Genomic DNA, 12,070 nt, shown 5'->3' on the forward strand with positions numbered 1-12,070 from the left:
CCGCCAGCGCCTGGCCGCCACGACGGCCCTGCGCGGCGCGGGCGGTTCGGGCGGCGGCAGCGGCCCGTGGATGCAGCTGCGCGCCGCGCTCAAAGGCGTGAGCGACGTGGAGCGCATCACCGCCCGCACCGCCTTGCGCCAGGTGCGCCCGCGCGAGCTGGTGGCGCTGTGCAAGACGCTACAAAAATCAGAGCTACTCACGCTTACCCATCAAGCACCAGAGCCGTATTTGGCTCAAATTTTCAGCCACCTGCATCCACCCCAAGGCTGCACCGACCTGCTGCGCGCCGCGATTGCCGAGGAGCCCGCCGCCCTGGTGCGCGACGGCGGCGTGATCGCCACGGGCTTCGACACCGAGCTGGACGAGCTGCGCGCCATCCAGACCCATTGCGACGCCTTTCTGCTCGACCTGGAAACGCGCGAAAAGGCCCGCACCAACATCCCCAACCTGCGCGTGCAGTTCAACAAGGTGCATGGCTTCTACATCGAGGTGACGAGCAGCCATGTGGACAAGGTGCCCGACGACTACCGCCGCCGCCAGACGCTGAAGAACGCCGAGCGCTTCATCACGCCCGAGCTGAAAGCCTTCGAGGACAAGGCCCTGTCCGCCAACGAACGCGCCCTGGCGCGCGAGAAATGGCTGTACGAGCAGATCCTGGACCGGCTGCAGGCCCACGTGCCCGCCCTCACCCGACTGGCCCAGGCGCTGGCCGCGCTGGACGTGCTGTGTACGCTGGCCGAGCGCTCGCTCACGCTCGGCTGGTGCGCGCCGCAGTTCGTCGAGCAGCCCTGCATCGAGATCGAAAGCGGCCGCCACCCGGTGGTCGAGGCCCGTTTGGCAGAAACGTCATCCGGCAGCTTCATCGCCAACCACACGCGCCTGAACGCCAACACACGCATGCAGATCATCACCGGCCCCAACATGGGCGGTAAGTCCACCTACATGCGACAGGTGGCGCTGATCGTGCTGCTGGCCAGCATGGGCAGCCACGTGCCCGCCGCGAGCTGCCGCCTGGGGCCCATCGACGCCATCCATACCCGCATCGGCGCGGCGGACGACCTGGCGAACGCGCAGTCCACCTTCATGCTGGAGATGACCGAAGCCGCGCAAATCCTGCACGCCGCCACGCCGCACAGCCTGGTGCTGATGGACGAGATCGGGCGCGGCACCAGCACCTTCGACGGCCTCGCGCTCGCCAGCGGCATCGCCACGCACCTGCACGACAAGACCCGCGCCTTCGCCCTGTTCGCCACGCACTACTTCGAGCTGACCGAGCTGCCCGCGCAGGCGCGCCACGCCGTCAACATGCACGTGAGCGCGACCGAAGCACATGACAAGGGGGGCGCGGACATCGTCTTCCTGCACGAGATCCAGCCCGGCCCGGCCAGCCGCAGCTACGGCATTCAAGTGGCCAAGCTGGCGGGCATGCCCTCGCCCGTGCTGCACCATGCGCGCCACGCGCTGGCGGCGCTGGAAGAGCGCGCGGGCGCCAACGAGCGGCAGGTGGACCTGTTCGCCGCGCCCCCCGCGCCCGAGGGCGCGGGCAGCGGGCCGGTGGAAGCCGCGCTGGCAGGCATCAACCCCGACCAGCTGTCGCCCCGCGAGGCGCTGGATGCGCTGTACCAGCTCAAGCGGCTGGCGGGTTGATGTTCAGGCTCAGAATAGCCTGTAGCCCTTTCTGCAAAAGCGCAAGCAGCTATCATTTTTGACAACCTCGCCGCCCCGACTAAACTCCTGGGCTCCCCCACTGTTCCCATATTCCCACCCATGACGTACTGCGTCGCCATCAAACTCAATGCCGGACTGGTGTTCCTGTCCGATTCCCGCACCAACGCCGGCCTGGACCAGATCAGCTCCTTTCGCAAGATGATGGTCTATGAAAAGGCGGGCGACCGCTTCATGGTGCTGCTGTCGGCGGGCAACCTGTCCATCTCGCAGTCCGTGCGCGAAATCCTGCAGACCGAGCAGCTCAAGGACGGCGAATCGGGCGAGGCCATCACCATCTGGAACGCCAGGAGCATGTTCGACGCCGCCCGCGTGCTGGGCGCCGCCGTGCGCCACGTCCACGAGCGCGACGGCGCGGCGCTCAAGCGCTCGGGCGTGGACTTCAACGTGTCGCTGGTGTTCGGCGGGCAGATCGCGGGCGAGGGCATGCGCCTGTTCCAGGTGTATTCGGCGGGCAACTTCATCGAGGCCACGTCCGAGACGCCCTATTTCCAGATCGGCGAATCCAAGTACGGCAAGCCCGTGCTCGACCGCGTGCTCGTGCCCGAGACGCCGCTGGACGAAGCCGCCAAGTGCGCCCTGGTGTCCATGGACAGCACGCTCAAGTCCAACCTCTCGGTGGGCCTGCCCCTGGACCTGGTGGTCTATGAGGTGGACCGCTTCGCCACCGAGAAGATCGTCTGCATCGACGAGAACAACCCCTATTTCCGCATGGTGCATGACAACTGGGGGCAGAAGCTGCGCCAGGTGTTCGACAGCATCGAGGACCCCGCCTGGGACGGCGGCGCGGCCAGCGCGCCCATCATGGTGACGCCCGCGCGCTGCAAGCCGATCAAGAAGATCGCCACGCCCATGGACAAGCTCATCTGACCGGCGATGACCCCCATCGTCTTCTCACACGCCAACAGCTTTCCGGCCAGCACCTACCGCGTGCTGTTCCGGCACCTCAAGGCCCGGGGTTTCAGCGTGAGCGCCGTGGACCGCTTTGGCCACGACCCGCGCTACCCCGTCACCAACAACTGGCCGCACCTGGTGCAGCAGCTCGCCGACTTCGCCACGCAGCAGGTGCAGAGCGCGGGCGGGCCGGTGTTCCTGGTCGGGCATTCGCTGGGTGGCTTCCTGAGCGTGATGACCGCCGCGCTGCACCCGCACCTGGCGCGCGGCGTGCTGCTGATCGACTCGCCGCTCCTGAGCGGCTGGAAGGCCAACGCCGTGGGCATGGCCAAGCGCGCGCAGGTGGTCGGCTCCCTCTCGCCCGGCAAGATCAGCCGCCAGCGGCGCTTTGCCTGGGCCAGCAACGAGGAGGCGCTGGAGCACTTCGGCAAGAAGAAAGCCTTCGCCCGCTGGCATCCCGACGTGCTGAACGACTACGTCACGCACGGCCTGCAGGACCAGGACGGCAAGCGCGTTCTCAGCTTCGACCGCGCGGTGGAGACCGCCATCTACAACACCCTGCCCCACCACCTGGGCCGCCTGCTCGCCAAGCACCCGCTGCAATGCCCGGCGGCCTTCATCGGCGGGCGCGACTCGGACGAGATGAAGCAGGTGGGCATGGCCATGACGCTGCGCATCACCCAGGGCCGCACCATGATGCTGGACGGCAGCCACCTGTTCCCCATGGAGCAGCCCCAGGCCACGGCGGCGGCCATCGAGGCGTCGCTGCTCAACCTGCTGTCGATCGAGAAAATTTAAGCTTTTTTGGCCTCCAGCGCTTATCCAGAAAGCGCGAGCAGCTATCATTTTTGAATCAACCGGCCCACTTCACCAGCCCCGTCCAGGCGGTGATCAGCACCACCACGCCGAACGCGATGCGGTAGTACGCGAACGGCACGAAGCTGTGGCTGCTGATGTAGCGCAGCAGCCAGCGCACGCACAGCCAGGCGCTGACGAACGAGAACACCAGGCCCACGGCGAACAGCGGCACGTCGGCGGCGGACAGCAGCGCGCGCTCCTTGTACAGGCTGTACGCCCCGGCGCCGATCAGTGTGGGGATGGCCAGGAAGAAAGAAAAGTCGGTGGCCGCCTTGCGCGACAGGCCCAGCAGCATGCCGCCGATGATGGTGGCGCCGCTGCGGCTGGTGCCGGGCACCATGGCCAGGCACTGCACCAGGCCGACTTTGAGCGCGTCCAGCGCCGTCATGTCGTCCACCGACGCGATGCGCGTGGCCGAGGGCGCGCGGCGCTCGGCCCACAGGATGATGAAGCCGCCGACGATGAAGGTGCTGGCCACCACCGTGGGCGTGAACAGGTGCGCCTTGATGGCCTTGCCCAGCAGCAGCCCCAGCACCACGGCGGGCACGAAGCCGATGAGCACGTTCAGCGCGAAGCGCTGCGCCTGCCGCTCGGTGGGCAGCGCCGCCAGCGTGGCGCGGATCTTTTGCCAGTACACCAGGATGACCGCGAAGATGGCCCCGGTCTGGATGGCGATGTCGAACACCTGGGCCTTGGCGTCGTCGAAGCCCAGCAGCGAGCCGACCAGGATCAGGTGGCCGGTGGATGAGATGGGCAAAAACTCGGTCAGCCCCTCGACCACGCCCATGATGGCGGCCTTGACCAACAGTACAACGTCCACGGTGTGCTTTCAAAGAATATGAGCCAAATCGGCCTCTAGCGCTTGCTAGACAAGCGCGAGCAGCTATCAAAACAGGATTATCACTGCATTGCCCACGGCGCCTGCCAACCGCCGCCCAGGGCCTGCACCAGCGCCACCGCCGCCAGCTGGCGGTTGAGCTGCAATTGCAGCAGCGCCTGCCGGGCCGACAGCGCGCTGGCCTGCGCGGCCACGACCTCGGTGTAGCTCAGTTGCCCCTGGCGGTAGCGGTTGAGCTGCTGCTCGGCGGTGCGCTCGGCGGCGGACACGGCCTCGCGGCGCAGGGGCTCCTGCGCTTGCAGGGTGCGCAGCACGGTGAGCTGGTCTTCCACGGCCTGGAAGGCCGTGAGCACCGTCTGGCGGTAGGCGGCGGCGCTCGCCGCGTGCGCGGCGCGGGCCTCGTCCACACGGGCGGCGGTGGCCCCGGCGTCGAACAGGGTCTGCGCCAACGACAGGCCCAGCGACCACACCGCGTTGGACGCCTTGAACAAGTCCGCCACGTTGGCACCGCTGCTGCCCAGCGAGGCGCCCAGGCTGATGCTGGGGAACCAGGCGGCGCGCTCGATGCCGATCTGCGCATTGGCGGCGGCCACGGCGCGCTCGGCCGCCGCGATGTCGGGGCGGCGTTGCAGCAGGGTGGATGGCAGGGCCAGCGGGATGTCGGGCGCGTGGGCCGTCCACGGCGCGGCGGGTAGCGCGAAGTCTGCGGGCGCACGCCCGGTCAGCACGGCCACGGCGTGCTCGAAGCGCGCGCGGTTCTGGCGCACGGTGGCGAGGTCGGCGCGGGCGTTGGCCAGCTGCGTCTGCGCCTGCAGCACGTCGGCCTGCGCGACCACGCCTGCGGCGTAGCGGTTGCTGGCAATTTGCAGGCTGCGTTCGTAGCCTTCCACGGTGGCTTGCAGCAGTTGCGCTTCGGCATCGGCCTCGCGCAGCTGAAAGTAGGCGGACGCCAGCGCGCCCACGGCGGACAGGCGGGCGGACGCCAGGTCGGCCTCGCTGGCCTGCGCGCTGGCCTCGGCGCTGGTCACACTGCCTTGCAGGCGGCCCCACAGGTCGGGCGCCCAGTCCACGCCCAGCGATGCCTGTGTGGCGGTGCCGGGGCTGCTCGCGCCAGCGCCGCCCGTGCGCGTGGCGCCGCCCGACAGCGTGACCGAGGGCAGCAGCCCCGCGCGCTGCTGGCGCACCACGGCCTGGGCCTGGGTGTAGGCGGCCACGGCGGCGGCGATGTCCTGGTTGGACAACTGCACCTGCTCGGCCAGGCGGTTCAGCTCGGCGTCCTGGAACAGCTCCCACCACGGGCCACGGTCCAGCGCATCCGCAGGCGCGGCGGGGGCCCAGGTCGCACCTGCCTCCTTGAAGGCGGCGGGCAGGGGCATGGCGGGCGGCTGGTAGGGCTCGGTGGTGGAGCAGGCCGACAGCAGGCACAGCAGCGCGAGGGTGATGGGCAGGGAGTTCTTCATGGCGTCAGGCGGCTCAGTTGCCGCTCGTTGGGCGCAGGCTTGCGCAGCTTGTCCAGCAGCACATAGACCACGGGCGTGGTCAGCAGGGTCAGCAACTGGCTGGCGACCAGCCCGCCGATGATGGCGACACCCAGCGGCTGGCGCAGCTCCGACCCCTGGCCGAAGCCGATGGCGAGCGGCAGCGCGCCCAGAGCGGCGGCCACGGTGGTCATCAGGATGGGCCGAAAGCGCAGCATGCAGGCTTCGCGCACGGCGTCCAGTGCAGACAGGCCGCGTGCGCGCTCGGACTCCAGCGCGAAGTCGATGATCATGATGGCGTTCTTCTTGACGATGCCGATGAGCAGGAACACCCCGATGAGCGCAATGATGGTGAACTGCATGCCGAACAGCAGCAGCGCCAGCACAGCGCCCACGCCCGCCGAGGGCAGCGTGGTCAGCACGGTGATGGGGTGGACGAGGCTCTCGTACAGCACGCCCAGCACCAGGTAGATGACCACGATGGCCGTCACGATCAAAAACACCTGCTGCCCCTGCGACTGCTGCGCACTCAGCGCCGTGCCCTCGAAGCCGCCGCGCACGCTGGTGGGCATGGCGATGCCAGCCTCGGCCTGCGCTATGACCTGCCGCGTCTGCGCGAGCGAGGTACCGGGGTCGATGTTGAACGAGAGGGTGGTGGCCAGCTCGCCGTCCTGGTGGCTGATGGACGTGGGCGCCGCCCGCTCCGCCACGCGGGCGATGGCGGACAGCGGCACCATGGTGGACGCCGCCGTGCTGATGACCTGCCCCGTGGACGCGCCCCGCTGCCCCGGGTTGGCCGACGAGCCTGTGGAGCCCGTGGGGTTGGCCGCCACGTAGATGTCGGCCAGCGCGGGCGGCCCCTGCGTGTATTCGGGCGCCCATTCCATGATGACGGCGTACTGGTTCAGCTCGTCATAAATGGTGGCGACGGAGCGCTGGCCGAAGGCGTTGTACAGCGCGGCGTCGATGGCCGCGTTGGTCACGCCCAGCCGCGAGGCCGTGGCGCGGTCGATCTCCACATAGGTTTCCACGCCGTTCTCCGACAGGTCCGTGTCCACGTCCTGCAGCAAGGGCTCGTCCTTGAGCTTGTCGGCCAGCTTGCCCGTCCACAGCTTCAGCTCCGCCATGCTGTCGCCCTTGAGCGTGTACTGGTACGTGGAGTTGCTGGAGCGCCCGCCCATGCGCAAGTCCTGCACCGGGTTCAAAAAGACCCGCAGCCCCGTGATCTGGTTGAGCTGCGGCCGCAGCCGGGCAATGACGGCGGGCGTGCCCACGCCGCGCTGCGACAGGGGTTTGAGGTTGGCGAACAGAAAACCCCCGCCCGCGCGCCCGCCGCCCGAGAAGCCCACCACCGTGTCCACCGCCGGGTCCTTGCGGATGATCTCCACCGCCTGGCGCAGCTTGGCCGCCAGCGCGTCGGACGAGATGCTCTGGTCGGCGCGCAGACCCGCCGCCAGTTGGCCGTTGTCCTGCTCGGGGAAGTAGCCCTTGGGTATCTTGGCGAACAGCACCCCATTGAGCGCGATGACGGCCAGCAGGATCAGCACCACCAGCCCCTTGCTCGCCAGCGCCCAGTCCAGCGCGTGGCCGTAGCCGCGCAGCACGGCCTGGTAGCTGCGCTCGGCCCAGCGCGCCAGGCGGCCCGGCGGCTTGTCGCGCGCGGGGTCGTGCGCGCGCAGCAGCCAGGCGCACATCATGGGCGTGGTGGTGAGCGAGATGACCAGCGAAATCATCACCGCCGCCGACAGCGTGACCGCGAACTCGCGGAACAGCCGCCCCACCTGCCCGTCCATGAACAACAGCGGTATGAACACCGCCACCAGCGACAGGCTGATGGACAGCACCGTAAAGCCCACCTCGCGCGCACCGCGCAGCGCCGCCTCCATGCGGCCCATGCCCGCCTCGATGTGGCGCATGGTGTTCTCCAGCACCACGATGGCGTCGTCCACCACGAAGCCCGTGGCCACCGTCAGCGCCATCAGGCTCAGGTTGTTGAGGCTGAAGCCCAGGAAATACATGACGCCGAAGGTGCCCAGCAGCGACACCACCGTCGCCACCGCCGGAATGGCCGTGGCCCGCGCCTTGCGCAGGAACAGGCCCACCACCAGCACCACGAGGGCGATGGAGACCATCAGCGTCAGCTCCACCTCCTTGAGCGATGCGCGGATGGAGTTGGTGCGGTCGGACGCGACTGCGATCTGAATGTCCTGCGGCAGCTGCGCCTGCAGCTCGGGCAGCAGGCCGCGCACGGCGTCCACGGTGGCGATGATGTTGGCGTCGGGCTGGCGCGTGACCAGCACGATGATGGCCGGTTCGCCGTTGAACAGGCCGATGGTGCGGCGGTTCTCCACGCCGTCTTCCACCCGCGCCACGTCGCCCAGGCGCACGGCGGCGCCGTTGCGCCACGCGACGATGAGCGCTGCGTATTCCGCCGCCTTGCGGGCGGGCGCGGGCGTGTAGATCTGCAGGCGGCGGCCATCGCCCTCGATGGCGCCCTTGGGCCGGTTGGCGTTGGACGCCTGGATGGCGGCGCGCACGTCTTCCGTGCTGATGCCATAGCGGTTGAGCGCGAACGGCAGCAGCTCCACCCGCACGGCAGGCAGCGAGCCGCCGCCGATCTCCACGTCGGCCACGCCGTCCACTTGCGACAGGCGCTGGCTGACCACGTTGGAGACGGCGTCGTAAATCTCGCCCGGCGTGCGCGTCTTGGACGTGAGCGCCAGGATGATGACCGGCGCCGCCGCCGAGTTGTGCTTGCGGTAGGTGGGGTTGCTGCGCAGCGTGGCGGGCAGGTCGGCGCGGGCGGCGTTGATGGCGGCCTGCACCTCGCGCGCCGCGGCGTCGATGTTGCGGTGCAGGTCGAACTGCAGGCTCACCCGGGTCGAGCCGCTGGAGCTGGACGAGGTCATCTCGTTCACCCCCGCGATCACGCCCAGCCGCCGCTCCAGCGGCGTCGCCACGCTGGACGCCATGGTCTCGGGGCTGGCGCCCGACAGGCTGGCCGACACCGAGATGGCCGGGTAGTCCACCTGCGGCAGCGGCGACACCGGCAGCACGAAGAACGCCGCGATGCCCGCCAGCGCGAGGCCGATGGTCAGCAGCACCGTCGCCACGGGGCGCTCGACGAAGGGGCGCGACAGGTTCATCGGCGGCGGCCCAGGCGGTCGAACGCCAGGTAGATGACGGGCGTGGTGAACAGCGTGAGCAACTGGCTCACGATCAGCCCGCCGAAGATCGCCAGGCCCAGCGGGCGGCGCAGCTCCGCGCCCTCGCCCCAGCCGAACATCAGCGGCAGCGCGGCGAACAGCGCGGCCAGCGTGGTCATGAGGATGGGGCGGAAGCGCAGCAGCGCGGCCTGGTGGATGGCCTGCTGCGGGGCCATACCCTGCTGGCGTTCAGCGTCGATGGCGAAGTCGATCATCATGATGGCGTTCTTCTTGACGATGCCGATCAAGAGGATGATGCCGATGATGCCGATCACGCCCAGGTCGTTGCCCGTCACCATCAGCGCCAGCAGCGCGCCCACGCCCGCCGATGGCAGGGTGGACAGAATCGTGACGGGGTGGATGTAGCTCTCGTACAGCACGCCCAGCACGATATAGACGCACACCATCGCCGCGAGGATCAGCCAGAGCTGGCTGGTCAGCGACTTCTCATACGCGCCCGCCGCGCCCAGGAACTCCATGGACAGCCCGGCGGGCATGCCGATTTCCTGGGCCGCCGCGCGGATGGCGTCCACCGCGCCGCCCAGCGACACGCCCGGCGCCTTGTCAAAGCCCAGCGTGGCCGCAGGGTACTGCGCCACGCGCGTGACCTGCAGCGGCGCGGGCTGCTCGCGGATGGTGGCCACCGCCGACAACGGCGTGGCCGCGCCCGAGCCCGTGCGCAGTGGCAGCGTGCCCAGGGCCTCGGGCGTGTCCAGGTGGTCTTGCTGCGCCTCCAGGATCACGCGGTATTGGTTGGTCTCGGTGAAGATGGTGGAGACGATGCGCTGGCCGAAGGCGCTGTACAGCGTGTCGTCCACCGTGCTGGCCGTGACGGACAGGCGCGACGCCGTGTTGCGGTCGATGTCCACGTAGGCCGACAGGCCCTGCGCGCCCGCGTCGGTGGTGGCGTTGCGCACCTTGGGCTCGGTCTGCAGGCGCTCGGCCAGCTTGCGCGTCCATTCGTTGACCTGGGCGGCATCCACGCCGCCGATCGAGACGCGGTATTCCGTCGGCCCCGTCTCGGCGTCGATGGTCAGGTCCTGCACGGGCTGCAAATACAGCGTGACGCCGGGCACGGCCTGCACGCGCTCGCGCAGCCGCTGCATGACGGCGTCCTGCGCGCCGCGCCCGGGTTTCAGGTTGATGAGCATGCGCCCCGCGTTCAGCATGGTGTTGTTGGCCGCGTCCACGCCCACGAAGGAACTGAGCGACTGCACGTCGGGGTCTTGCAGGATGGCGCGGGCGGCGGCCAGTTGCAGCTCGCTCATGCGGGCGTACGACACGTCCTGCGCCGCCTCGATGCGCGCCTGCAGCTGCCCCGTGTCCTGCGTGGGGAACAGTCCCTTGGGGATGACCGCGTACAGCAGCACCGTCAGCGCCAACGTGAGCACCGCCACGACCAGCGTCGCGCCCTGGTGGCGCAGCACCCATTGCAGCCAGCGGTCGTAGCCCGCGATGACGCGCTCGAAGCCCTGGTGGATGCGGCCCGCCACGCCGTGCTGCTGCGGCTCGGCCCGCAGCCAGCGCGCCGCCATCATGGGCACCAGCGTCAGCGACACCACGCCAGAGATCAGGATGGTGATCGCCAGCGTCACCGCGAACTCGCGGAACAGCCGCCCCACCACGTCGCCCATGAACAACAGCGGTATCAGCACCGCGATCAGCGACACGGTGAGCGAGATGATGGTGAAGCCGATCTGCGTCGCGCCCTTGAGCGCGGCCTGGAACGGCGGCTCGCCCTCCTCCAGGTAGCGCGCGATGTTCTCGATCATCACGATGGCGTCGTCCACCACGAAGCCGGTGGCGATGGTCAGCGCCATCAGGCTCAGGTTGTTCAGGCTGTACCCAAGCAGGTACATCACGCCGCAGGTGCCGATGAGCGAGATCGGCACCGCCAGGCTGGCGATGACGGTGGCGCGCAGGCTGTGCAGAAAGAAGAAGATCACCAGCACCACCATGAGCACGGCCAGCGCCAGCTCCAGCTCCACATGGTGGACGGATGCGCGGATGCCCGTGGTGCGGTCGGACAGCACCTGCACGTGCAGCGAGGCGGGCAGGCCCGCCTGCAGCTCGGGCAGCAGCTTCTTGATGGTGTCCACCGTGGCGATCACATTCGCGCCCGGCTGGCGCTGCACATTAAGAATGATCGAAGGCGTCTCGTTGGCCCACGCCCCCAGCCGGTTGTTCTCGGCCCCGTCCACCACGCGGGCCACGTCGAGCATGCGGACGGGCGCGCCGTCGCTCCAGGAGACGATGAGGTTCTGGTAGTCCTCCACCGTCAGCAGCTGGTCGTTGGCGTTGATGGTGTAGGAGCGCAGCGCGCCGTCGAAGCTGCCCTTGGCGCTGTTGGCGTTGGCGGCGGTGATGGCGCTGCGCAGCGTGTCCAGCCCGATGCCGTGCGACGCCAGCGCCCGCGTGTCGGCCTGTATGCGCACAGCGGGCCGCTGCCCGCCCGCCAGCGACACCAGGCCCACGCCCGCGACCTGGCTGATCTTCTGCGCCAGCCGGGTGTTGACCATGTTCTGCACCTCGGTCAGCGGCAGCGTGCTGGAGCTGATGGCGAGCGTGAGCACGGGCGCGTCGGCAGGGTTGACCTTGGCATACACCGGCGGCGCGGGCAGGTCGGCGGGCAGCAGCGAATTGCCCGCGTTGATGGCGGCCTGCACCTCCTGCTCGGCCACGTCCAGCGCCAGGCCCAGGCCGAATTGCAGCGTGATGATGGACACGCCCGCCGCGCTGGTGGACGCCATGCGCGCAAGGCCCGGCATCTGGCCGAATTGGCGCTCCAGCGGGGCGCTGACGGTGCGGCTCATCACCTCGGGGCTGGCGCCGGGGTAGAGCGTCTGCACCTGGATGGTGGGGTAGTCCACCTCGGGCAGGGCCGACAGCGGCAGAAAGCGCAGGCCCACCAGCCCCGCCAGCACGATGGCGAGCATCAGCAGCGCCGTCGCCACGGGCCTTTCGATGAACGGGCGCGAAGGGCTCATGCCGTCGGCCCGCAATCAGTGCTGCTGCGGGCGCTGGCCGCCCGTGCCAGACGCCCTGCCGCGCGGCGCCGACGCGCCCGCGC

The 12,070-nt window shown here is 69.2% G+C and carries 7 protein-coding genes; 3 read left to right on the plus strand and 4 right to left on the minus strand.

The genetic code is table 11. The annotated features are described in order from the left end of the window. The 3 genes from mutS to QM569_RS07135 all read left to right on the plus strand — a co-directional run. On the plus strand, positions 1–1,648 hold a 1,648-nt coding region (gene mutS / locus QM569_RS07125; protein WP_414986533.1), incomplete at its 5' end, for a DNA mismatch repair protein MutS. A 120-nt stretch (positions 1,649–1,768) separates the two neighbouring features. Continuing rightward, a complete protein-coding gene (locus QM569_RS07130; RefSeq protein WP_414986534.1) occupies positions 1,769–2,596 on the plus strand; it encodes a peptidase in 828 nt (275 codons plus the stop codon). Between the two features lie 6 nt (positions 2,597–2,602). Next, positions 2,603–3,418: an alpha/beta hydrolase gene (locus QM569_RS07135; protein ID WP_414986535.1), complete on the plus strand. Its 816-nt coding sequence runs from the start codon at positions 2,603–2,605 to the stop codon at positions 3,416–3,418. 55 nt (positions 3,419–3,473) lie between these two features. On the opposite strand, the gene QM569_RS07140 is transcribed toward QM569_RS07135, so the two are convergent. The 4 genes from QM569_RS07140 to QM569_RS07155 form a co-directional block, all read right to left on the minus strand. Then, a complete protein-coding gene (locus QM569_RS07140) occupies positions 3,474–4,298 on the minus strand; it encodes an undecaprenyl-diphosphate phosphatase (protein ID WP_414986536.1) in 825 nt (274 codons plus the stop codon). An 80-nt stretch (positions 4,299–4,378) separates the two neighbouring features. Then, a complete protein-coding gene (locus tag QM569_RS07145) occupies positions 4,379–5,776 on the minus strand; it encodes an efflux transporter outer membrane subunit (protein ID WP_414986537.1) in 1,398 nt (465 codons plus the stop codon). Next, positions 5,773–8,940 carry an efflux RND transporter permease subunit gene (locus QM569_RS07150; RefSeq protein ID WP_414986538.1) on the minus strand — a complete coding sequence of 1,056 codons (3,168 nt, stop codon included), beginning with the start codon at positions 8,938–8,940 and terminating at the stop codon, positions 5,773–5,775. Before QM569_RS07150 ends, QM569_RS07145 begins: the two co-directional genes overlap by 4 nt. After that, on the minus strand, positions 8,937–11,987 hold the full coding sequence (locus QM569_RS07155) for an efflux RND transporter permease subunit (RefSeq protein ID WP_414986539.1): 3,051 nt from the start codon (positions 11,985–11,987) through the stop codon (positions 8,937–8,939). Before QM569_RS07155 ends, QM569_RS07150 begins: the two co-directional genes overlap by 4 nt. Positions 11,988–12,070: the final 83 nt, after the last annotated feature.

It is taken from the genome of Acidovorax sp. (genome assembly GCF_047607405.1).
Lineage (GTDB): Bacteria > Pseudomonadota > Gammaproteobacteria > Burkholderiales > Burkholderiaceae_C > Acidovorax.